Below are 23404 nucleotides of genomic sequence, written 5' to 3'. Positions count from 1 at the left end.
GTCGCCAGTCGCCACCTACCGTTCGTTTCATTTCTGACGGCGGAACGGAGGGAATCAAAGCGAAAGTCAAAGATTACATGACGCGCGACGTAGCGACCGTCTCTCCCGATGCGACCGTCGAATCGGTCGCCCGACGAATCGCCGAAAGCGACGGTCACAACGGATTTCCGGTGTGCGACGGGCGGCGGGTCGAAGGGTTCGTCAGCGCGCGCGACCTCCTGCTCGCGGACGACCCCGAACCGATTTTCAAGGTGATGAGCCAGGAACTCATCGTCGCCCATCCCGACATGGACGTAAACGACGCCGCGCGCGTCATCCTCCGCTCCGGGATTCAGAAACTTCCAGTGGTGGACGACGCGGGCAACCTTGTCGGCATCATCAGCAACACGGACGTCATTCGGAGCCAAATCGAGCGCGTCACGCCGGAGAAGGTCGGCAAATTAATGCGGACGCTCGAATCCATTCACGACACCGAAGTTTCCCAACGCCGCCGGAAAATCCCGCTCGCCAACCTCGTGCCGACTCAAGGAAAAGTCTACGCCGACGAATTGGAGGGCCGCGTGTACGAAATGGAGCGCGGACTGGCCGAACCCCTCGTCGTCATCGAAAACGGCCACACCCTCCTGCTAGCGGATGGCCACCATCGCGCGAAGGCCGCAGATCGCCTCGACATCGAGGAGATGGACGCCTACATCATCGTTACCGACCACCATCTCGAACTCGGCATGGAGAAGACGGCGGAAAAGGAAGGCCTCGAAACCATCGACGACATTCAGGTGGTCGATTACGCCCGCCATCCACTAGTCGAGACGACGAAGCGATTGCAGTAGGCTTCTCTTCGATTCTGCTTTTCTCTCTATCGATTCTCGTTTCACCACTGCTTCCACTTGTTCCGAACCGTGTCACTGGCACCATAGCTGTAAGGATTTCTCAGCGTGTGGCGAACCATCAGATCCACACCAAGCACGAGAGTTGCAATCCCGAAGGTAGAGATAAGGGCAGGGACAGAGGCACCAATCGGGGCGGACGGCCAAAAGAGGGCTTCCGCGAGAAATCGATTTCCGAGAAGTCCGAAGAGACCACCGATGGCTAACGAAATGTAGCTAAAAACGGCGAGGAATTTCGATTTTGCGCTCATCAGTCGGGATTTTATTCAGTAGAGTAAACGCTTTGTGGTGATTGTTCGTTTCGCAGTGAGCAGATTCGCCGCACTCGCCAATCATTCATCGAACTCGCCAATTCCCTCTATCGCCCACCGACACCTACAATTCGCTCGGCCACTCACCGAAACCCATGCCCGGCGAGAGCGACGACCCGACGGCCATCCGCGTCGTCGTGGTTCACGCGGACGACGTTGTGACCGCGCTCGAAGCCACGGAACGCGGGCGAGAGACGGTGCTTCGAATCACGGCCCCGTTCGCTGGACGGGTGCGTGCCCGACTCCACGTCGTGCAGGCTACGGAACCGGCCGACGATGGACGTGGTGGCTCCGGCCCGATTCGAATCCCGCCGCGGAAGTTCGTCACTGCCGAGGTGCCGCCATATCCGCAGGTCGATGACACCGACCCAACTGCGACCGACGCCACGGACGAGTACGACGTGGAAGCCCACCACGAGCGCCACACTGCGGCGGTGTCGGCGTGGCGCGAGGGAGTTCGGGAGCATATCGTGGAGATGGTCGAAATTGAGACGGTCGATGGGGCACATCGCGTTTCCGTGTCGGTTCTCGGGTGAGAAAGAGAATGCGTGGGAGAGTGGCGTTTAGTCTTGAAAGAAGAGGCCGTACAGACCTGCTAAGAACATAAATCCGAGAATTGCACCCCCCAGCAACCAGAAATTGCTGTTCGCTTGGCTTCCGGTTCCAACGATTCCAGCATAATGGAAAATTTGGGCGCACTGTCTTGGATAGTCATACTGTCCCCTCCCCAACCCGTCACCGAATCCTTAATGGATTGCCCGGAAGAAAATACGGACATGTACGACGAGGACGACCTGCAGAAAATTCAGCAGGGAAGAGAGGAATGGGAAGAAGACACCCTCTCGCCCGTGCTGGAGCGGTTCGGTGAGCGGAAAGACCGCTTTGCGACGGTTTCTAATCTCGAAGTAGACCGACTGTACGACCCCGACGACGTGGGCGACATCGACTACGACGAGGAACTCGGCAACCCGGGCGAAGACCCCTACACGCGTGGGGTCTACCCGACGATGTACCGCGGTCGGACGTGGACGATGCGCCAGTTCGCCGGGTTCGGCACCGCGGAGGAAACGAACGAGCGATTCCACTATCTCACCGACAACGGGCAGACCGGCCTCTCGACGGCGTTCGACATGCCGAGTTTGATGGGCAAGGATTCGGACGACCCGCTTTCCGACGGGGAAGTCGGCAAGGAGGGTGTCGCGGTGGACACCCTCCGTGACATGGAAATCCTCTTCGACGGCATCGATTTGGACGAGGTTTCGACCAGTTTCACCATCAATCCGAGTGCGCCCGTCATCTTCGCCATGTACGTCGCGCTGGCCGACCAGCAGGGTGTCTCCCGCGACGAGATTCGGGGCACCTTCCAGAACGACATGCTGAAGGAGTTCATCGCGCAGAAAGAGTGGGTCGTCCCGCCACAGGCGTCGCTGGATGTCGTCACCGACACCGTGGAGTTCGCGGTGGAGGAGACGCCGAACATCAAGCCCATCTCGATTTCGGGCTACCACATCCGCGAGGCCGGTTCGACTGCGGTACAGGAACTCGCCTTCACGCTCGCGGACGGCTTCGCCTACGTCGAGGACGCCATGGAGCGTGGCCTCGACGTTGACGAGTTCGCGCCACAACTGTCCTTTTTCTTCAACTCTCACAACTCGCTGTTCGAGGAGATTGCGAAGTTCCGCGCGGCCCGACGAATCTACTCGACCGTGATGGACGAGTGGTACGGCGCAGACGACCCGAAATCGAAACAGCTCAAGTTCCACACGCAGACCGCGGGACAGTCGTTGACTGCTCAGCAACCGCTGAACAACATCGTTCGTGTGACGATTCAGGCGCTCGCTGGCGTCCTCGGCGGCACCCAGAGTCTCCACACGAACAGCTTCGACGAGGCGCTCGCACTACCGAGCGAGCAGGCGGTTCGTGTCGCTCTCCGAACCCAGCAAATCATCGCCGAAGAAAGCGGCGCGGCGGACATCATCGACCCGCTCGGCGGCAGTTTCGCCGTCGAATCGCTCACCGAAGAAGTCGAGGAGAAGACGATGGCCTACATCGAGGAAATCAAGGAGATGGGCGAGGGCTCCGTGCGCGACGGTGTCCTCGAAGGCATCGACCGCGGCTACTTCCATCGCGAAATTCAGGACGCCTCCTACGAGTACCAAGAGCGCGTCGAAGACGGCGAGGAAATCGTCGTCGGCGTCAACAAGTACGACATGGAGGAGGACACGAAACCCGATATTCTGAAGGTTGACGAGGAAACCCAAGACCGCCAACTTGCGCGACTCGCCGAGGTCAAAGAAGAGCGCGACGACAAGGCAGTTGAAGCCGCATTAGACGAACTGGACGACGCCATCCAGAACGACGAAAACGTCATGCCAGCCATCGTCACCGCGGTGAAAGCCTACGCGACGATGGGCGAAATCATGGACGTGTTCGAGGCCGAACACGGCAGCTATCAGGAAAAAATCGGACTGGCCTGAACCAGTCCGATTGTCTGAAGTCAGTCGAACTGACCAATTGGTTTCGTTTTCGGACGAGCGACCAGTCGCCTCAAAGATTTATACAGAGAGAGCGACTATCGGATTTCGATGCAGGTCGCTATTCTCACCGTCGGCGACGAACTCCTCGCGGGGGACACCGTCAACACGAACGCGGCGTGGTTGGCCGAGAAAATCCACGACCGCGGCGGGTCGGTGCGGCGAATCATGACCGTTCCCGACGAGGCCGAAATTATCGCGCACCGCGTCCGCGAGTGGCGCGAGACGTTCGACGCAGTAATCGTCACCGGCGGACTCGGGGGGACGCCGGACGACGTGACCATGGACGCGGTTTCGATGGCCCTCGACCGCAACGCCGTGGTCGATGCGCAGACCCGGGAGCGACTCGAAGAAAAAGCCCGGCAGTTCGCGGCGGACAATCCGGAGTTGACCGACGAATACGACCTCGAACTGGATTTGGACGAGGCCGCGGAACTCCCGGCAGGGGGGCAACCGCTGGTCACTGATGCCGGATGGGCACCGGGCTGTGCCGTGGAGGACGTCTACGTTTTTCCCGGAATCCCGCGCGAGATGAAGGCGATGTTCGAACTCGTCGCGGACGAGTTTGACGGGGCGGTCGTCTCGGAGACGATACACACGCCAGCGCCGGAGGGTGCGCTCGGAAGCGTGCTCTCTGCTGTTCGAGAACGATTCGACGTCGCAGTCGGAAGCTATCCGGGTCGGGGTGACACACCCGGACGCCTCAAGGTGACTTCGACGGATGCCGAAGAAGTTTCTGCCGCGGTTGCGTGGTTGCGGAACAACGTCGAAATCGTCGTCGCAGAAGAAATCGAACCGACGGAATCGGGCCGGGAAAACAGCAGTGTCGATGTGGCAAATCCGGATGGCCAATAACATTTTATCCGAGAGAAATACGCCAGACGGCAGTCAGTTTTCGAACCGGTCGGTGAAGATAGCATATCTTTATGCCCTTCGTTACAGCATGCTAGCATGGATATATGCCAGACGATACCGTGGAACTCGAAGCACGGCTCGAAGAGGCGGAATCATTCGAGCCACCGGAATCGTTCGTTGCGCAGGCGAACGTCGCCGACGAGGAAATCTACGAGGTGTTCGAGGAGAACTGGCCGGAGTGTTGGGAACGAGCGGGCGACCTGCTCGACTGGAACGAGGACTACGACACCGTTCTGGACGACGGCAACGCGCCCTTCTACGAGTGGTTCACGGGCGGTTCGCTAAACGCCTCGGCGAACTGCCTCGACCGGCATCTGGCCGACCGCGGCGACGAGGCCGCAATCGAATGGATCGGTGAACTCGGCGACACGCGAACGTACACCTATAGCGACCTCCACCGCGAAGTGAACGAGTTTGCGGCGGCACTGCGCGAACAGGGCGTCGAGGAAGACGACGTCGTCACGCTGTACATGCCGATGGTGCCGGAACTGCCGATTGCGATGCTGGCGTGCGCCCGAATCGGCGCGCCCCACAGCGTCGTCTTCGCCGGGTTCTCGGCGGACGCACTCGCCACTCGCATGAACAGCGCGGACTCCGAACATCTCGTCACCTGTGACGGCTACTACCGCCGGGGCGACCCGCTTCAGCACAAGGAGAAGGCCGACGAGGGACTCGGGGGCGTCAACCACGACGTAGAGAGCGTCATCGTGGTCAACCGACTCGGCGACGAGTACGACCATCCGATGGAAAACGGGGAACTCGACTACGACGACCTCATCAGCGAACACGAAGGCACAAAAGTCGAACCCGTGTCGCGGGACGCGGAAGATATGCTCTTTTTGATGTACACCTCGGGGACGACCGGACAACCGAAAGGCGTGAAACACACGACGGCGGGCTATCTGTCCTACGTGGCGTGGACATCGCAGGCGGTTCTGGACATCAAACCGGAGGACACCTACTGGTGTTCCGCAGACATCGGTTGGATTACCGGCCATTCGTACATCGTCTACGGCCCCCTTGCGCTCGGGACGACAAGCGTGATGTACGAGGGGACGCCGGACTACCCGGACAAAGACCGTCTCTGGGAAATCGTCGAAGAGTACGAGGTAGACCAACTGTACACCGCCCCAACCGCGATTCGCGCATTCATGAAATGGGGCAGTCAGTATCCGGAACGACACGACCTTTCCTCGCTTCGACTGCTCGGCACGGTCGGCGAACCAATCAATCCACGCGCGTGGAAATGGTACTACAAACACATCGGAAATGAGAACTGCCCAATCGTGGACACGTGGTGGCAGACCGAAACCGGCGGAATGATGGTGACCACGCTCCCCGGCATCGGGACGATGAAACCCGGTTCCGCTGGCCCGCCACTTCCCGGTATCGACATTCGCGTCGTCGATACGCGCGGCGAGGAAGTTGACCCCGGAAAGGCCGGATACCTCACCATCAACAAGCCGTGGCCGGGGATGCTCAGGACGCTTTACGACAACGACGAGCGATTCATCTCCGAGTATTGGGCAGAGTACTCGGACACCGAGAGCGACGACCCGGCGGACTGGGTGTACTTCCCCGAAGACGGCGCGAAGATAGACGAGGACGGCTACATCACGGTTCTCGGCCGCGTTGACGACGTACTCAACGTCTCCGGCCACCGCCTCGGAACGATGGAAATCGAATCGGCCATCGTCGGCGTCGAAGGTGTCGCCGAATCCGCAGTCGTCGGCGGTCACCACGACGTGAAAGGCGAGGCCGTGTACGGCTACGTCATCACCGAAGAAGGCTACGACGGCGGCGACGACCTGCACGACCGAATCGTCGCGGGCGTGGAGGACGCAATCGGCCCGATTGCTCGCCCCGAGGAAATCGTCTTCACGCCGGAACTGCCGAAGACTCGTTCCGGGAAAATCATGCGCCGACTCTTGGAGGACATCGCCAACGAGGAGGAACTGGGCGACACCTCCACGCTCCGGAATCCGGAAGTCGTCGAGGATATTCAAGAGAAAGTAAAAGAGTAGCTGAACGCGCGATTTCGGAAATTTCGACTGGACTCATTTTTTGTCGGCTGTCGAAGTGGGACTGTCTTTTCTCACGGTGAAACTGATTTCTGGGGTTGCGTGTCGTTTACAGATTTAAACGCCGTGTCACGCCTGCAAGACGCTGATTGTGGTGGCCTGACGACCACCGCAGAAGTCGCTCCACTGAAATCAGTATCAACATCTTACAGGCGCGACTCTGCGTCGGTAGTTGCAACTGACATCTCGTCACAAGCAGTCTAACCAAATCTCTCAAAACCACTTGCCGCGTCTTGCAAATGTTCCCGTAGCCCGAACCTATATCATGAACAGTGATGCAAAATTCAGTATGAAGCGTGAACTGCTCGTAACGGATTTTCTCGACAGAGCGCGGAATCATTACGGCGACCAGGAAGCAGTCGTGGCGACCACGGGAGAGCGCTACACCTACAGCGAATTCGGTGAGCGCGCCGACCGGGTTTCGGCGGCGCTCGCGGAGCGCGGCATCGAAAAGGGCGACCGGGTGGCCGTCCTCGACCCGAACACGCACTGCCACCTCGAATCGGCCTACGGAATCATGCAGTTGGGTGCGATTCACACGCCGCTGAACTATCGGCTCACGCCGGACGATTTCGAGTACATCCTGAACGACGCCGGAGTTGACGCGATAATCGCGGATTACGAATACGCCGAGAGAATCGAGGACATCCGCGGCGCAGTGCCGACGGAGACGTTCGTCAGCAACGACGCGGCGAAAACCGAGGGCGACTGGGAGGATTTCGAAGAAATCATCGCGGAAACGGAACCGGAGTACGAGCGTCCGGAAATGGACGAGGACGAAGTCATCACCATCAACTACACCTCGGGGACGACGGGCGACCCGAAGGGCGTGATGCGAACTCACCGAACCGAATCGCTCCACGCCTACCTCATCACGATTCATCAGGAGATTCGGGACGACGACACCTACCTCTGGACGCTCCCGATGTTCCACGTCAACGGCTGGGGCCACATCTACGCGATTACAGGGATGGGCGCGAAACACGTCTGTACTCGCGGTATCGATGCCGGGACGATTTTCGAAGCGCTGGTCGAAGAAGACGTGTCGTACTTCTGTGCCGCGCCGACCGTGTTGAACCTGCTCATCGAATACGACGAGGAACACGACCCGGAAACGACGGGCACAAAGGATGTCAGGATTGCCACCGCGGGAAGCGCCCCACCGGAGGCGACCATCAGAACCGTCGAGGACGAGTTCGGATGGTACCTGAAACACGTCTACGGCGCGACGGAGACAGGGCCGCTCATCACCACCTCCGACGCCAGACGACTGCTGGGCGACGGGCCGGAACGATTTTCCTTGAAAAAACGACAGGGAATCGGCTACCTCGGAACCGAAGTCGCCGTCGTGGACGAGGACGGCGAGGATGTCGCGCGAGATGACGCCTCGATCGGTGAAATCGTTGTCCGCGGCAATCAGGTGATGGAAGGCTACTGGGAGAAACCGGAGGCGACCGAGGAGGCGTTCAACGACCGCCGGGAGGGCTGGTATCACACGGGCGATCTCGCGGTGGTGGACGAACACGGCATGGTGTCGATTCAAGACCGCAAAAAGGACATCATCATCAGCGGCGGGGAAAATATCTCCAGCATCGAGTTGGAGGACACGCTGTTCGACCACGGCGGCGTCAGCGACGTGGCGGTCATTCCGACACCGAGCGACAAATGGGGCGAGACGCCGAAGGCGTTCATCATCCCGGCGACCGGCAACCCCGACGAATCGGGCATCACGGAGGAAGAAATTCGGGAGTTCACCCGCGAGAAGATGGCTGGCTACAAGGTCGTCAGTCGAGTCGAGTTCGTGGACGAGTTGCCGACGACGGCAACCGGAAAGGTACAGAAGTACGAACTCCGCGAACAGGAGTGGGACGACGAGGACAGGATGGTCGGGCAGGGATAATCGACAGTAATCGGCTCAGTAGGACAACTCAGCGGAACGACGGGGTGGGAACCCCGTCGTTCCGCTGTTTTTCATCGTTAAAGACGGGGTCCTTTTCTCACACTTCTCCCCCGCCAGTGACGAGGACTGGTCGGTCTGCGTTCAGGATAACGGATTGGGCGACACTGCCGAAGAGAGCTTTTCCGGCGGGCGACCGTCGTCGCCCGCCGACGCAGACGCAGTCAACATCCTGTTCCGCGGCGATGTCGAGGATGACGTCCGCGGGATTGCCGCTGGCTTCGACGATGTGGGTTTCGACTCCGGCCGCTTCCAACGTTTCCTGTGCCCGCCGGACACTCGCAATTTGCAGTGCGGACGCGCCGCTCGGATTGTCGGTAAATGAGTGCAAAAGGCCCGCTTTGACTTTCGATGCCGATTCGGGGAGGGAAATAACCGCGTTTGCCTGTGCCACTGCGCGCGCCTCGGTTTCGTCCAACGCCAACAGAACGTGGTACATGATGGCACGTCGCAGGGGTTTGGCTTAGGCCTTCGGGTCTGCCTCGTCGTAGCGTTCGGAGACGAACATCACGAGAAAGAGCAACACCCCGAGAAACAGTCCGATGGTGGTCATGCCGAAAATCGCCAACCCGATGGCTGTTGGTTGAATTTCGATGAGGCCTAACAGGGAGACGGGGCGCATATCCTCCGGACCGTACAGACCGAGCAGGACGCCGACGAATCCGGCGAACGAGACGATGAGGGCGTACAGACCGACGACGAGCCACCGTCCGTGGAGTCGAGAGGGCACGAATCAACGTTGCGACAGGGCAAGGATTAGCCTTTTCATCCACTCGTGCCTATTTCGAGTATGTCCGAAAAAGAACTGCTGTTGCTCGTCCTCGGCGGCATCGCCGTACTCATGTTTTCGATGGGAATCATCCTCGCAACGACGTAAACTGAATCACGACTCGGTGAAAGAAAAACAAAAGGGAAATCGGTTCCGTCGATTACTGTCCGTTTCGATTGTGATCTGTTCGAGAATCAAACGATTCTCGACTGCTGTCGGACTAGTCGTCCGAACTGTGCGCGCCGTCGGCTTCTCCGCCGTCTGTAAGCGCCGTTTCCTGTTTCTTCTCGAACCACGTCCACTCTTTCGTGAGCAGGCCGTCCTCGCCGAGTTTCCACGGGTCGGCGGGGGCGTGTGGCCCTTCGAGCCACGATTGGACGATGTTCCAAACGAAGATGAGCTGACCGATACCCATCAGGAACGCGCCCGCGGTGGCGAGTTGGTGCATGGTTGCAAACTGCGGGAGGAACGTCGCGTATCGTCGGGGCATGCCGCCGTAACCGAGGAACAGCATAGCGAAGAACGTGACGTTCGTTCCGATCATCGTGAGCCAGAAGTGCATGTGTGCGAGTTTCTTCTGGTACATTCGACCGGTGTAGATTGGGAACCAGTAGTAGATGCCTGCGAAGCCAGCGACGGCGATGGCACCCATGACGATGTAGTGGAAGTGACCCACGACGTAGTAAGTGTCGTGGAGCACGAGGTTAACCGGGATGGCCGCGAGGAACACGCCGGTCACGCCGCCGATGATGAAGTTGGAGATGAAACCGACACAGAACAGCATCGGCGTCGTCATTCGAAGCCGACCGTTCCACATCGTCGTAGTCCAGTTGAACACCTTCACCGCGCTCGGGATTGCAATCGCCATCGACACCGCCATGAAGCTCGCGCGAAGCCGTGGGTCGATACCCGTGGCGAACATGTGGTGCGCCCAGACACCGAACGAGAGGACACCGATTGCGAGCGTCGAGTAGACGACGAACTTGAACCCGAACAGCTTTCTCCCTGCGAACCGCGGGAGGATGAGGCTGACCAGTCCCATCGGCGGCAGGACGAGGATGTACACCTCAGGGTGGCCGAAGAACCAGAACAGGTGTTGCCAGAGGATCGGGCCGCCACCCTCCGCAGTGAAGAACGTCGTGGCGAAGTTCCGGTCGAGCAGGAGCATGATGAGCGCACTCCCGAGAAGCGGGAACGCGAACAGGATGAGTCCCGACTGGGTCAGGATGGTCCACGAGAAGATGTCGAGGTCAGGCCATCCGACATCGTCGCCACGCTCGGTGAAGATGGTGGCGATGAAGTTGATTGCACCCATCGTCGCGCTGACACCGGAGAGGTGCAGGCCGAGGAGCATGAAGTCCATCCCGGGGTTCAGGACGTCCGGATTGGACGAGAGGCCGCGCTCCGCGGAAATCGGCGTGTACATCGTCCAGCTCGACTGTGCGGGTTCGACGTTGAACCCGAGCATCGCGAGCGGGAATCCCAACCAGATGAGAATCGCCGCGGGTGGCAGGAGCCAGAACGCGATGGCGTTGATTCGCGGGAACGCCATGTCGTCCGCGCCGATGAGAAGCGGGATGAAGTAGTTCGAGAACGCCGCGATGATGGGCGTCCCGAACAGGAACAGCATCGTGATGCCGTGCGTGGTCAACAACCCGTTGTAGAGGTTCGGATCAATGAAGTCCGTCGCCGGTGCGGCGAGTTCCGCACGCATGAGAAGCACTGCGATGCCACCCCACGCGAAGGCAATGATACCGTACGTTCCGTACAGTAGGCCGATGTCTTTGTGGTCAACTGTCGTTAACCACCGAATGATTCCGGCAGGTTTCTCCTCGTGGGCCTGCCCGGTCGATTCTGCATACCCATAGCCCCCTCCGCTAAGAGGCGTGTAAGACCGCCAGTCCTCGATTCGGGCGAGGAACGTGGCGACCGCCAGCAAAAACACTCCCATCACTACGGTGAGAGCTATCTGCCCTGTAGCTGCCATGCGAGAGGGTGAGTACTACGGGGTAAAGAAAGGTTAGGTTATGCGACGGAGAGAGTCGGAAATCATCGCCTGACTATGCGACATCTTCGCATAACAGGGGGTGCCCGGCGTGACGTACAACGTCGTCGGGTGTTCGACCTGCCACGGCTTCTGGTTAGTCGAAGACGTTCGCGAACAACAAACGGCCCAGTGTCGGCTCTGCGGCCACCAGCACGACGCGAAGACGCTCCGAATCCGATTCAGTCACGACGAGCGCGAGGTCGCCGCGCAAGTCCGCGCTAGAATCCTCGCCGAGAAAGCAGGGGAACGAGAGCGTTTCGAGAACGTCGAAAACTACGCCGCGCTTGAAACTCGAATCCAGCAGGACATCGAGACACAGGCCGAGTTCCTCGAACAGGAAGCGAAGGAGGCCTTTTCGGAGTACTACTCCGCATTCGGTGAGGAGTACGAGCAGTATCACGATCGGATGAACGCGGTCTTCAGCGACGAAGCGAAGGAAGCGTTTTCGGAGTACTATTCGGCGTTCGAAGCAGAAGCCGCTGAAGTTGGTCAGTGGTGGATGGGCGCGTTCCGCGAGGAACTGGAGGAGTATCTCGAACGCAGTGATGACCTCGATGTCGATGTCCCCGACCTTGGCATCGCGGGCGAGATGACATTCACTCAACAGCCACCAATCAATTCGGTCGCGACCATCGCGCTCAATAAACCGCTATCAAGTATATCGAAGGCCGTTCTTGAGACCGACCACGTCCGCGAAATGCTGGCAGACGTGCTTCGTGAGATTGCGGAGGAGAGAGACAGCCTCACGATTGCCGCGATCCTCGATGATGCGGGTATCGAACTCGAAGACAGCAACCTCCCTGGACTCGTTACACAGATTGCTAAAGGGTCATCGGACGCGGTCGAAACGTTCATCGACCGACTCCGGTTGACCGGTCACGGTCGGTCGTCACTGGAGGATACGTTCGTTGTCGGTCGCCTCCTCGCGCTGTCCGACGAGGAACCGACCATCGACGTTCGACTCTCGGAGTCGTTCTGGAACCTCGACCGCTCACAACGCGAGATGGTTTGCGAGTATCTCGCCGAACTCGCGGCAGGGTGTTCGGTTCGGCTCGTCGGAAGTGGTCTGCGCCACCAACGACTCTTCGCCGACCATCGCGACAAACTCCCTGTTAGCTACGACTCCAACACACAGCATCCTGAGAGTGTGGGTAAGCGCGTCGAAAGAGCAAGGGAGGAACTGGGACAGAACAGCACGCAGGTTCGAATCCTTCGAGCGCTTCGAGCAGAGTCCGGTCAAACCCTCTCGTACAGCGCTCTCGATTCTGCGGCGTCACTGTCGCCATCGCGGCGGTCGCAGTGTCTGCACGGTACCTCGTCCGAAGCGGGAATCATTGAACTCGGGTTGGCCGCAGATTTCGGCACCGACCAGAACAAGCACGTCGAACTGCTCCGAGCGGGCGAACAGTATCTCGACTGGTTAGACGACGAAATCGCACAACAGCGGCGACTTGATGATGCCTTTAGCGAAGTGTGCAATCCGTCAGACGATAGCCGTGTAAACACGCGCACACACGAGGCCCCCTCCCCAGAGGACGACACCGATCGCACCCGCCTTCCGCACCACCACAGCATCGGCTGGCTGGCACGGTGGAACGCAATCGGTGCGGTGGCCTCGGCCCCCGAAAACGGGGTCGGTATCGTCGATTACCCGCTCCAAGAGAAGGACGACCGCGGCGAACCGGGCTGGTACTACGACGCCGACCGCGACCACTTGGTAGTCTCTGCTGAGTACGATGGCCCCATGCAGTTCTGGGTGTGTATCGCAAGAGCGTTAGCCAGCACCCGGACGTTCAACCGAGTGCTCCCACCAGAACGACTGGACGAGGATGGGCAGTTCGCCGAGTTCGTCGAAAACCATCGCGACTTCCTGTGGTCGTCGCGCTGTCTCGGCTATCTTCCGAACCGCGTCGAAGACGGTGCGGACTACATCGCCGAACTCCGCGACGCCGAGAACCACCTCTGCGATATGACGAAGCGACTCAACCGCGGCGACTTCGAGTGTTCGGAAGCCGAGTTCCGCGGCGTCATCACCCGAGAAGCACTCGGGCTGGCCGGAACGATGGTTCACCTGCTCGACCTGAACGACGTCGGGCTGACCCGCGAGGTTCGCCTGCCGAAATTCGCCCAGAACTTCGATGCCGACTGCACTCATCTCCACAAGACGTTCGCAATCGGGGCTGTGTAGCCGTTCGCCTCGTCGCCGTGCATGCCGCCACTCATCTCCACAAGACGTTCGCAATCGGGCTTGCAATCCAGTCGCGGTACGGACACCACAGCGCCTATCGGCAGTTGTTCGAATCCCGCGAAGACAAACAAGAAGAGGCACTCACACCGTCGATTGACGCAAACGAACCCTACGGAAATCTCATCGGAAACGTGGTGTTCGTCGGCGCGTTCAACAGCAAAAAGGCGGCCTTTGCCAACCAACTCCGGAAGCGACTGCAAACCCCTGATGAACTTCGCGACGATGCACCGGAGTTCGCGATTGAAATCCCGGTCGTTACCGACCACGACCGGTCGGCCTACGCGACCGCCGTCCAGCGGATGTGCCGCGAGCGCAACCTCACCCCGACACGAGAGGCAGGATTACGATGCGTTCGACCTCCCGAACACGACAACACTGGAGGACTACCGATAACGATGTTCGATACGAGCATCGACTGCCCGACGACCGACCCCTGTCCGGAGTGCGGTGGCTTCGCTCCGATGAATGAATCCAGCGGCGTTCGCGCCTGTGTCGATTGCGGGTGGAACGCCGAGAAGCATCGCCGCCGGAAACCAGACCCGGAGGACGAATGACCGTCAACCTGCCAACGGAGTTCGTTCTCGGCGCACCACTCCAGACCATCGACGACGACCCCGACCGCGTTGTTGCCATTCGAGCGCCCAACGGCGAACTGGTCGAACTGAAACGCATCCGACCAACGGACATCAACCGCTAATGCCACGCTCAAGAATCCCTGACGACGAAATCCTCGCCGCTGTTGATAAGCTCGATGACCCGGCAGACGAATCTCAGCCCGGCGCACATCCAACAGATATTGCCGACGAACTCGAAGCCAGTCGCAGTAACATATTCGAACGTTGTCGTAATCTTGCCGAAAAGTGGCGTCTGGAGACAGTAATTGCCATCCCGAAGCGGGGTGAGCGACCGCGCCAGAATTACAGACTCGCTGACGATTCTGACGAAATCTAAGTAAAGCCTATGCCGACAGAGTCACTAAGAAGAGGATAACCCCTGCCCGCGTGGACGGGCAGGCCATCTCACCAGCGACGCTTTTCTCCACATCGGCGCACCACACGTCGAGCGTCTGCTGGATTCAACCACCAATGGCCTCCGTCCAAAATCAGAGTCCCGCCTACCAGTGGGAACCAAAAGACCAGCACGCACCGCCGAAAAAACGTCGTCCAGAGAACGTCTTCGTCGAACTGATCCAACGCGACCCCGAAATCTGCAACAGTTGCTTCCGGCATAATCGCCACGTCATCCTGCCGCACTCACATGCCGCCGAGCGAGCGAAGGGCCTCGTCCGCTTCTACGTTCCGGCGATGGATACGACTCGGCCGGTTCCAGAAGCAGGAACCGAAGGACAGAACCCACCGCGAGCGTGCAAGTGCGGGTCGCTCCACGATACCCAGCGACCTCTCGCGAAAGACGACGCCGTCGAAGTCGCGTGGGAACTCTCCGCTCAGCTCATGCGAAAGCGTATCCCGCACGACCCGCACCTGCTCGTCGCCGCGGTGGCTCACCGGAAGCGACTCCCCAAATGGGGCGGTCGCGATGACGACAACTTCCGACTTGCCGTCGAACAGGCGCACTCGCGGTCTTCGTTTTCGTACCAAGACCTCCAACAGATACCAGATCCGCCATCCCAACGAGAGCCGAAACATGGCGACGACGGTCGTGCGTTCGTCGATGCCGACGGCACACCGCGCTGTCCGGATTGTCACTGCTATGCACCGTGGACAGTTAGTGGCTACTCATGTTTGTTCTGCGGGTGGAACGAGATGCCCGCGCTTCCACCGAGCGACGATGCATGATTCCAAATGATACCCGAGAAAATCCGGTGGGAGTTCCGCGAAGAGATAGTCGAAGGAACAGTCTTCGATGAACACTGGCACCCGTTGTGGACAGAGGACGATGTTGAATCTGTCGTGGCAAACCAGACCTACCAGGGCATCCACCCATCCTCACAGAGACACATATCATTACAGATTTCTTTTGGATTCCAGACAGTAACGTTCAGCAGAGTACAGACAACAAAGAATAGACCCGCACACGCAACTGGTCCGATAACTGTTTGAGATGTTGCAATCGCACAGTATGCAGCAGAGCCAAGGGTACAGATCCCTTCATTCGTAACACCGATCGCCGCCATACAGACATTGCAAGAAATGTCTGGTGCTGCTCCACAGATGGGGTTTGCTCCTTGGATAGAAACACCGTCTTTTGAATTTATACTTAGAGTATATTCCGATTTATTAACAGAGCCATATTTAGTTTTGATAGTTTCGTGTGTCTCATTGATCGCCTCGCTCTCAATACTTGGGCCGCTCCCATCCGCTAAATAAATTGTCGCCTTCTGAGAGAGAGTAGACTGGGTAGAAATTTCCCCACTATTGTTCGTCTCTGGATTTCTATGTACATAACACATCGGCTCTACAATTAGATTCGATGTGAATGGGTTGAATCGGTGTGATTGATCATTATCTCGGATTCGGGCTGCGATTTCGATAGTTTCGTTTGAGTTTGAGTCTTCTAGGTTGAATGATGCAATCCGGAAACTGCTTTTCTGATCTGTCTTCTCTACCTTTTGAACGATTTCGTAAGCCGATTTATCACTTTTTGATAAATTGATGGATCGCCCATCTTTTTTGAGTCCCGCAATTAAATTTTGGAATTCGTCGTCATTCTCGGCGATAGAGAGAGTTTTACTTGCTTTCTTTTCCCGTAGTTGATTTACTTCAACCTCCTTTCTCTGCGAGACTGATTTCGCAGATGCGGGAGCAATAGCGCTAGCTCCTGCGATACTAGCACTCTTCATATATTGTCTTCTACTCATTCCGTTTGGAATATCTTTTGACATCAAGTTCAAAAATACATTCATTCTTTTTAAATTTATTTATATCTAGTTATGTTATTCAGTCTCATAGTTTGTTTTAGTTTAATTACTATTATACTATTTTACTGTACCAGTAACTAACCCAGTGTCCATGCCCTTGTGGAGTGGCAAGAAATTTCGGTGTTTAATGGGCGAGAGAACTCTTCTTCTCGAGTCAGTACTCGAATCATCTGGTCATGATATTCTTTGTCATTGTATGAGTTCGTTGGGAAGTGTCCGGTGGGTCGTGTTCCTCCGGATTTTGGGACAGAGCAGGACGATGTGATTGTGGAGTGTGTATCGTCGCTTCGAGAATTCACGCTCACATTCAAACCTTTGACCGTTCCCAATCAGAAGAATTTTATCAACACATAGTGTTGTTCTCACTATGGAAAAATTGAGGAAAACTGTATTATCTGCTACAATAGGTATTCTTATCGGAGGTACAACCCATAAATTTCTCTATCCAGATTTCATACTTGCGATCGCATGTGCAATTGTATATACAAGTGGGGTATATCTTTTAATTTCACAGCCTAAACTTTTGTATGACGATTCAACAAACCAACGTACTGCAATTATGGGTGGGGTTGGCACGGGATTCCTTCTGTTCGTTTCTCTCGTTGGTATCAGTCCGACTCTCCCACTTCAGCAGTCACTTCGTGTTAGCATATCATTATTAACCTTTGGTGGGATGATTACAATGTGGGCCTTTGGAGTCACCTATGAGTCTATGAGTGCTGAAAACGCAGCATAGTAGTTCACTTCGGGTTTATCCCAATTTCTAAAATACTATTATATATCCTCTACTAATTTGAATCTTTGTAAATATACCATAAGTATGGCACTGTCTAGTTTAGTTTCTTCTCGACAGATGTTCGGCTGTTGAGATATTGGGCCGGTCTCTGCTGATTATAGTAATGCACAAACTGTTCAAGCCAGCGCTGGACGCTCGGCCGACGAAGTCTCACAGATAGAAGTCCATCACCGCGACCGGAATCGGAACAACAGCAACGACGACAACCTCACCGCGACGTGCCGACGCTGTCACCTCATCGCCCGGCACGGTCGCGACGGTCGCTCCGTCCGGTCTGCGTTCGACCCGCCGATCCCGTCCAGTGGTCGTCTTTCGTCTCCCAGCGCGAGTGGACTCGGCCCGTAATTCCCATTTTCAAATCAATCAACCCATGGAAGACGAATCAGAGTTGGTCGGGAACTTATCGGAAAATGTCCCGACAATCCCTCCCGACGGCACCTGCAACGGCAAGCGAATCTCGAAGAACGAAGACGACGAGGTCATCTTTGAGGGCTACTGCGGCCAGCCCGAAGGCTGGGGCTTAGGCCCCGATGTCACCGAAGGGAGGTGGTCAAATCACGGCGGTGGAAACGGTGGCGAGAGAGACGGAGCGGGGGCACCGGAAGGAAACGAGAACGCCGTTTCGCACGGTGCATTTTCCAAACACTTCACCCGCCACCTGACCGACGAAGAACGCGATGCCTTCGACGACGCGAAAGAGCTACTTGGGTCGCCGGAAGGCACGCAGGAAGTTGCCCAGACTGCGGCGGCCCGCTGTCTCATGCAGTTCGACCGAAGCGGCGACCCGCGATTCCTCCGTCGATACGAGAATATCTGTGACAAATTCAGACTGACGCCGCCCGAGGAATACACCCTCGAAGTCAACGGCGACCACACGCACACCCACGATCACCAGCACGAACTGACCGAGCAGCAGCGCGCGCACCTCGATAAACTGACCGGCGAAGCTGGAAGCGGAACCGAACACCACGATAACGGAGACACCGATGAGTGACGACCTATCCCTCGAAGACCTCCCTCAACCCGAATTTGAGGGGACAGTACCGGTAGACGACCTCGAAACAGACGGCGACAATCCAAATGAGATGTCGGACGAACAGTTCGGCCTACTCATCGACCGAATGCGGTCGGAGGGCTGGCTGGGCGGGCCAATTCTGACAAACACCGACGGTGTCATCGCGGACGGGGAACACCGCTGGCGAGCGGCACAAGAGCTAGGCCTTGCAGAAGTCCCCGTCCGGCAGTTCAACATCGACGAAGCAGACCGTCGTCTCTGGCGACAGGAGATGAACAAGAATCGGGGCGAACACGACAAAAAGCGTGATGCGCTTGAATACGATTACCTCCTGAACAACGGCAAAAGCGATGCGGTTGCCGACCTCACGGACGCGGCTGACGAGGATCTGGATGACCTCCTTGCGGAAATTCGCGTCAATAAGAGTAGTTCAATTGCATACGAGTATGACGTAGAACATGATGTCCATTTCATGGACTGTATCGATGGGATGCAAGAGCATCTAGAAGATGATAGTGTTGACATGGTGTTCACCAGTCCACCATATAACGTTGAGAAGACTCAATCAGGGGACAGAAAATCGGAAGCAGTCGCTTATACCGACGACCGGACAGAAAAGGAGTTCCGCGAGTTCCTTGGTGCAGTGTTCTCGGAACTGGTGAGGGTCACGAAGCCCGATGGGCACATATTCATCAATCTTGATCAGCGATACGGTGAGGGGAAGATGGAAAAACACGACTGGGTACATGACCTTGTCGGGCTTCCGCTCCGTTCTGTGATTGTTTGGAAAAAAAGACCAGTATCATCGTCCCTACCTTCCAGCAGGAGGGCAATTCCAGCGGGACTGGGAACCAATCTATCACTACTCAGAAGAGCAATCAGAACTCAAACATCTGAAAGCACCGAGTGTCTGGGATGTTAACGATGCGGCCATAGATAATCAAGGCGACTACGGAAAACATCCGGCGCCGTTTTCTACAAGCCTCGTTGAGAAAGCGCTCAAATACACGACAACAGAAGGCGAACTCATCCTTGACCCATTTATGGGGTCGGGGACGACCGCGGTCGCGGCAATCCAGAACGAGCGGAACTTTGTCGGGTTTGAATTAGACGAGGAGGGGGCCTATAAGCCAATCATTGAGCGTCGAATCCGCGAGGCAAAGCGTCAGATGACCGCGTCTGTCAACCAGACCATTGCGGACGACGACTAATACTCACTTATACTTCGAGGAATCTGCATGGGAGACATCGATTACAGAGTGATAACTGTCCCCGAGGACACGCCACCCGACGAGTATAGTTGGCAACAGCGCCGGGCAGAAATCCTCCAAATTATCGAGCGGGCGAACCATCCACGAGCGGTCAACCAAACTCGACTTGGCGAACGCTACGACGTCTCTCAGTCACAGATCTCCCAAGACATCGACCGACTTCGCGAGTACATCGTCGATGCCATCAGCGAAACACGGGCCGACGCATTCACCGAGTCGATCTACAGAACTGCCATTGAGGGGTTGCTCGAACAGGACGATTACCGTGGCGTCGTCCGGGCGGTCGAGTCGCGGAATGACTGGCTGTTCGACCGTGGGAAGATGGAAAAAGAGCCGGAGACACATCACGTCGAAAACGAGGTCACCCAGAGTCCGTCACCCGATTTGAACGAGCGTCAACGCAAGCATCTGGATTACCTCACCGCTGGTGGAGCTCGGCGCGGAACTCTCGGTCGAATCCTTGGAAATCGACTCCGTTCGACATGACACTCCTACTGAGTGCACGTTTGTTTATAGTATTTCGTGCAAAGAACAGGTTAGGTTACGACTTCGTCTATATCACTCGTGCCGTGAGATACGTTAGCAGAGCCAGCCCGATGAACGGGATGACGATGAGAGCGAAACTGATGAGGCCGACGAGGGAACTGCCGCCCCACGGCGCGAAGACGAGGAAAACGACGAAGAAAAACGCCATTATGCCGAGCGGAATCACGTTAACCGTGGTGTCGAGTATCGTTTCCCGGTCGAAGACACGTTCTGCCATAGTACGTGGAGATAACGAAGGGGGCATCAAATAGGTTAATGGTTCGTGGTAGCGAGAAATCGTACCCAAACGGAGTCGAAATAGCTCCGAATTACTTTATCTTCGACATTTACGACGCGTTCATACTGGAACCCGTCCAGAGGGCACCGGCAATCGCACCGACGAGGAGGATGACACCGCCGATGAGGATGGCCGTCCCCCGAAGTCGCACGTCGCCGGTCGTCATCGTCCAGACGACGCCGCCGACGGCGAACGCCAGTCCCGCCGAGACGACGAGTCCTTTCCACGGATTTTTGATGTACTCCGACTCGCGGAGGATGCCGACACAACTCCCGACAAACATCAGCATGCCGCCGACGGCGACGGGAAAGAGATACTGCGCCATGACGATACCGACCTCGAAAAGCGCCAACCCGAACGCGACGAACAGCGGCCACGGACTGGATTTTCGGTACTGGTCGGAGAGTCCCGGTTGTTCGTCCATGGTCGCATTTAGGGCTTCAGTGGTTTCATCGTTCCGTCTTCGGCTAACGGGACGAGAGAGTGAATTTGGAGTTCCGGAGGCTACTGGTGTGTCTGTAACTGTGGGTTGTAAACCACGCCTGCGATATGTTGATATTGATTTCAGTGGGGTAACGACCGCAGAAGTCACGACTGTAGGTCACGCCCTCGCTCGTCACTCGCTCCTTACAGTCGCTCACTCCTCGCGTCGCCCGTTGCCTCCGAAGCTGCCGGAGGCCGCGCGCGCGAGCGCACCCGGCCAACCCAAATTTAGTCAGCCGTTTTTCGGTGGTAACTCGCCCTACCGAAATCTGTGGCTTGTTCCAAATCGTGCCGAGGACGCGACCACCTTCACCCCAGAAAAATAACGAACGATCTCAAATCAACAGACGCTACCAACGTTTCGCCGCTAATCCCCGCCGACGGCATCGACCTGCTCGCGCGCGGGGTCGGTGCTGTACAGCCACGCGAACACGGCCGACGACACGACGATGAATCCCGACGCAGTCCAGAACGCGACGAGGACGCTCGTGGCGTCCCAGATGGCACCCACCAGCACTGGGCCGCCGACCTGTCCGACTTTCCACGCGATAGAGCGCAGGGAGAGGCTGGAGGCCACGGCGTCGAACTGCTCGCCCTCGCCGACGAACAGGGCCATGCTGGCCGGAAGGCGGAGGCTGTCCCCGATTCCGAGGACGGCGTAGGCCGCAAAGAGGACGAAGAAGGCTCCGGGGAGCGCCATCTCCTCGCCCAGCGCGGTGACGGTCGTATCCGGAATGTAGATGTGTGCGAATCCGGCGAGTGGGATGAGCGCGGTGCCGAGCGCGTACACCAGCGCGCCCGCGAGAATGAACCAGTGGGTGTGTTTGATGCGATCTGTCCAGTGGCCGACCTTCCCTTGCGTGATGGCTTTGGTCAGTTTTCCGCCCGCCATGATGCCGCCGACCATGAACGGGTTGATGCCGAACTCGGTGTAGGCGTAGATGGGAAGGAAGGTGATGACCGCCATCTTTCCGACGCTGAACGAGAGGCGAAAGAAGACGAGGGCTTTGATGGCCGAGCGTCCGAGAAGCATCTCGATGGTTTCTCTGCCGCTCGAATCCTCGGGGTCTTTTCGTCCGCCGGGGTTGTCCCGAAGGAACAGGAGGACGGAGAAAAACGCGCCGAGAGTGACGAGGGAAAGCGCGATGTAGGTTTCCTGAAAGCCGTAGACGTAAAGCAGGAGTCCGCCGACGATGTCCCCGATGAGACTCGATATTGCGCCGACCTGATTGTAGGTTCCAATCCACAGTCCGCGGGAACCCTCGTCGCTGATTTCACCGACGACGGTCATTCCGGTCAACCAGAGGATGCTCGCGGCGGTTCCCTGCAAGACGCGAACGAGAATGACGTGGGTGACGTTTTCGACGAACATGAAACCGACGAAGACGACGACGTTGAGCAGGAGTCCGAACAGCAAAATTCGCTTCGAGTTTCGCGTGTCGATGTACCGACCCAGTGGAAGAACGATGAACAGTTGAACGATTGCGAACGCCGTGCCGAACAGTCCTTCCACGGTGCTCGTCGTCTGGAACATGTCGGCGTACAGCGCCAGCGCGATGAGAATCGTCGAGTACGCTTGACTTCGCGCGAACGCGGTGCTGGAAATGGCGATAAACTCGCGGTTGGTGAGCAGGCCAAGTGAACTGCTGTCGCTCGTCTCCCCGGACACTGTTACGAACCGAAACAGGCATGCGAGCTATAAGAAACCCCGTTTTCGGTTATACAATTGCCGAAAGTTGGGTGACAGGTTACGACCGTTTCGGAAATCGTGACCGCAAAAATACCGGACTAGTCGTCTTCGAGCGCGTCTGCGATGCGCTGAAGCTGTCGGGTCACGTCACGGACTTCGTCCCGAAGCTGTCGAACCTCACGGGTGAGATCTTCGTTTCCGGCAGATTCGCCGCCGCGACCGCCCGGCCCGCCGCCCATGCCACCGGGGCCGCCGCCCATCATGCCGCCCATCATCTGTGCGAACGGGTTCCCTCCTCCTCCGCCACCGCCCATACCGCCCGGGCCGCCGCCACCGAGGGCTTCTTTCAGGCGTTCCTCTCGGTCTTCTCGGTCTTCGTCGCCCTCTTCCGCACGTTTTTCCCTGATTTCCTCGACGCGTTCTCGGAACGATTTCTCTTCGCCATCGTTTCCGCTGTCGTCTTCGTTGGCTTCCTCGTCTGCCATACCTCTCCGTTCTTTCGCACGCCCGAAAAGGGTTGTGTCCCGTGCTGGCACGAGTAGGGAGGTGATTCTGTTCGGTATCAGAGCAGGGCGGGAAAGAAGAAACGAACGAGCGTGCGTGAACGCGCTCGAACGCTGGCTTATCGGCGCGAAGCCATCGTTACCGACGACCGGGGTTCGATGAAACAGCCACATCCAGTTTCGTCGTTCGGAACGC

The 23404-nt window shown here is 57.5% G+C and carries 25 protein-coding genes and 2 pseudogenes; 16 read left to right on the top strand and 11 right to left on the bottom strand.

Annotated features, from left to right (window positions below; genetic code table 11):
* Positions 1-77: 77 nt before the first annotated feature.
* Positions 78-830, top strand: a complete 753-nt coding sequence (locus HL45_RS11005) for a CBS pair associated ParBc domain-containing protein (protein WP_049972000.1) — start codon at positions 78-80, stop codon at positions 828-830.
* Between the two features lie 41 nt (positions 831-871).
* On the opposite strand, the gene HL45_RS11000 is transcribed toward HL45_RS11005, so the two are convergent.
* Positions 872-1138, bottom strand: coding sequence for a hypothetical protein (locus HL45_RS11000; RefSeq protein ID WP_049971149.1), 267 nt, complete (start codon positions 1136-1138; stop codon positions 872-874).
* A 155-nt stretch (positions 1139-1293) separates the two neighbouring features.
* Between HL45_RS11000 and HL45_RS10995 the strand changes: the two genes are divergently transcribed.
* From HL45_RS10995 to HL45_RS10975, 5 genes are all read left to right on the top strand, one after another.
* Positions 1294-1734: a hypothetical protein gene (locus HL45_RS10995; RefSeq protein WP_049971148.1), complete on the top strand. Its 441-nt coding sequence runs from the start codon at positions 1294-1296 to the stop codon at positions 1732-1734.
* Between the two features lie 240 nt (positions 1735-1974).
* Positions 1975-3675 carry an acyl-CoA mutase large subunit family protein gene (locus HL45_RS10990; RefSeq protein WP_049971999.1) on the top strand — a complete coding sequence of 567 codons (1701 nt, stop codon included), beginning with the start codon at positions 1975-1977 and terminating at the stop codon, positions 3673-3675.
* A 108-nt stretch (positions 3676-3783) separates the two neighbouring features.
* Positions 3784-4587, top strand: a complete 804-nt coding sequence (locus HL45_RS10985; protein WP_049971147.1) for a competence/damage-inducible protein A — start codon at positions 3784-3786, stop codon at positions 4585-4587.
* Positions 4588-4691: 104 nt separating this feature from the next.
* On the top strand, positions 4692-6671 hold the full coding sequence (acs, locus tag HL45_RS10980) for an acetate--CoA ligase (RefSeq protein ID WP_049971146.1): 1980 nt from the start codon (positions 4692-4694) through the stop codon (positions 6669-6671).
* A gap of 346 nt (positions 6672-7017) precedes the next feature.
* Positions 7018-8628: a long-chain-fatty-acid--CoA ligase gene (locus HL45_RS10975; protein WP_049971145.1), complete on the top strand. Its 1611-nt coding sequence runs from the start codon at positions 7018-7020 to the stop codon at positions 8626-8628.
* Positions 8629-8725: 97 nt separating this feature from the next.
* Here the strand turns inward: HL45_RS10975 and HL45_RS10970 are convergent, their stop codons facing one another.
* From HL45_RS10970 to HL45_RS10960, 3 genes are all read right to left on the bottom strand, one after another.
* Entirely contained in the window at positions 8726-9124 is a 399-nt protein-coding gene (locus tag HL45_RS10970; RefSeq protein ID WP_049971144.1) for a universal stress protein, read from the bottom strand.
* Positions 9125-9148: 24 nt separating this feature from the next.
* Complete coding sequence (locus HL45_RS10965; protein ID WP_049971143.1) at positions 9149-9415, bottom strand: DUF7520 family protein; 267 nt, start codon at positions 9413-9415, stop codon at positions 9149-9151.
* A 259-nt stretch (positions 9416-9674) separates the two neighbouring features.
* Complete coding sequence (locus HL45_RS10960; protein WP_084156865.1) at positions 9675-11441, bottom strand: cbb3-type cytochrome c oxidase subunit I; 1767 nt, start codon at positions 11439-11441, stop codon at positions 9675-9677.
* A 109-nt stretch (positions 11442-11550) separates the two neighbouring features.
* Here HL45_RS10960 and HL45_RS10955 point away from each other — a divergent pair, with 109 nt between their 5' ends.
* The 5 genes from HL45_RS10955 to HL45_RS10940 all read left to right on the top strand — a co-directional run bounded on the left by HL45_RS10955 (position 11551) and on the right by HL45_RS10940 (position 15545).
* Positions 11551-13689, top strand: coding sequence for a DUF5817 domain-containing protein (locus tag HL45_RS10955; RefSeq protein ID WP_144240065.1), 2139 nt, complete (start codon positions 11551-11553; stop codon positions 13687-13689).
* Positions 13690-13706: 17 nt separating this feature from the next.
* Positions 13707-14303 (top strand): hypothetical protein, encoded by a 597-nt coding sequence (locus HL45_RS10950; protein WP_049971140.1) that lies wholly within the window; start codon positions 13707-13709, stop codon positions 14301-14303.
* Complete coding sequence (locus tag HL45_RS20845) at positions 14300-14446, top strand: hypothetical protein (RefSeq protein WP_158413691.1); 147 nt, start codon at positions 14300-14302, stop codon at positions 14444-14446. The genes HL45_RS10950 and HL45_RS20845 overlap by 4 nt, the downstream gene beginning before the upstream one ends.
* The gene (locus HL45_RS10945; protein WP_049971139.1) at positions 14446-14700 is read left to right on the top strand and encodes a hypothetical protein; all 255 of its coding nucleotides are present in this window, start codon (positions 14446-14448) and stop codon (positions 14698-14700) included. The genes HL45_RS20845 and HL45_RS10945 overlap by 1 nt, the downstream gene beginning before the upstream one ends.
* Before the next feature lie 134 nt (positions 14701-14834).
* A complete protein-coding gene (locus HL45_RS10940; RefSeq protein WP_049971138.1) occupies positions 14835-15545 on the top strand; it encodes a hypothetical protein in 711 nt (236 codons plus the stop codon).
* 128 nt (positions 15546-15673) lie between these two features.
* Here the strand turns inward: HL45_RS10940 and HL45_RS20410 are convergent, their stop codons facing one another.
* Together HL45_RS20410 and HL45_RS21410 are read right to left on the bottom strand one after the other, a co-directional pair.
* Positions 15674-16591, bottom strand: a complete 918-nt coding sequence (locus HL45_RS20410; protein WP_144240064.1) for a hypothetical protein — start codon at positions 16589-16591, stop codon at positions 15674-15676.
* Positions 16592-16819: 228 nt separating this feature from the next.
* Positions 16820-16924, bottom strand: a pseudogene (locus HL45_RS21410) (IS5/IS1182 family transposase); the annotation flags it as partial.
* Between the two features lie 70 nt (positions 16925-16994).
* On the opposite strand from HL45_RS21410, the gene HL45_RS20405 reads away from it, so the two are divergent.
* Entirely contained in the window at positions 16995-17363 is a 369-nt protein-coding gene (locus HL45_RS20405; RefSeq protein WP_144240063.1) for a hypothetical protein, read from the top strand.
* A 94-nt stretch (positions 17364-17457) separates the two neighbouring features.
* On the opposite strand, the pseudogene HL45_RS20400 reads toward HL45_RS20405, so the two are convergent.
* A pseudogene (locus tag HL45_RS20400) lies at positions 17458-17565 on the bottom strand (IS6 family transposase); the annotation flags it as partial.
* 228 nt (positions 17566-17793) lie between these two features.
* Between HL45_RS20400 and HL45_RS10935 the strand changes: the two are divergent.
* The 4 genes from HL45_RS10935 to HL45_RS10925 are packed head-to-tail and all read left to right on the top strand — an operon-like array spanning position 17794 to position 20195.
* On the top strand, positions 17794-18417 hold the full coding sequence (locus HL45_RS10935; protein ID WP_049971137.1) for a hypothetical protein: 624 nt from the start codon (positions 17794-17796) through the stop codon (positions 18415-18417).
* Positions 18410-19360, top strand: a complete 951-nt coding sequence (locus HL45_RS10930) for a DNA methyltransferase (RefSeq protein ID WP_049971136.1) — start codon at positions 18410-18412, stop codon at positions 19358-19360. Before HL45_RS10935 ends, HL45_RS10930 begins: the two co-directional genes overlap by 8 nt.
* Complete coding sequence (locus HL45_RS21805) at positions 19293-19649, top strand: site-specific DNA-methyltransferase (RefSeq protein WP_267879598.1); 357 nt, start codon at positions 19293-19295, stop codon at positions 19647-19649. Before HL45_RS10930 ends, HL45_RS21805 begins: the two co-directional genes overlap by 68 nt.
* 27 nt (positions 19650-19676) lie before the next feature.
* Complete coding sequence (locus HL45_RS10925) at positions 19677-20195, top strand: HTH domain-containing protein (protein ID WP_049971135.1); 519 nt, start codon at positions 19677-19679, stop codon at positions 20193-20195.
* A 67-nt stretch (positions 20196-20262) separates the two neighbouring features.
* Here the strand turns inward: HL45_RS10925 and HL45_RS10920 are convergent, their stop codons facing one another.
* The 4 genes from HL45_RS10920 to HL45_RS10905 all read right to left on the bottom strand — a co-directional run bounded on the left by HL45_RS10920 (position 20263) and on the right by HL45_RS10905 (position 23190).
* Positions 20263-20472, bottom strand: coding sequence for a DUF6684 family protein (locus tag HL45_RS10920; protein ID WP_049971134.1), 210 nt, complete (start codon positions 20470-20472; stop codon positions 20263-20265).
* Positions 20473-20581: 109 nt separating this feature from the next.
* On the bottom strand, positions 20582-20956 hold the full coding sequence (locus HL45_RS10915) for a DUF7541 family protein (RefSeq protein WP_049971133.1): 375 nt from the start codon (positions 20954-20956) through the stop codon (positions 20582-20584).
* A gap of 426 nt (positions 20957-21382) precedes the next feature.
* Entirely contained in the window at positions 21383-22684 is a 1302-nt protein-coding gene (locus HL45_RS10910; RefSeq protein ID WP_049971132.1) for an MFS transporter, read from the bottom strand.
* 119 nt (positions 22685-22803) lie between these two features.
* Entirely contained in the window at positions 22804-23190 is a 387-nt protein-coding gene (locus HL45_RS10905) for a hypothetical protein (RefSeq protein WP_049971998.1), read from the bottom strand.
* Positions 23191-23404 lie beyond the last annotated feature (214 nt).

The sequence above is a fragment of the Haladaptatus cibarius D43 genome, from assembly GCF_000710615.1.
Lineage (GTDB): Archaea > Halobacteriota > Halobacteria > Halobacteriales > Haladaptataceae > Haladaptatus > Haladaptatus cibarius.
This window is presented reverse-complemented; position numbering and strand designations above follow the sequence as displayed.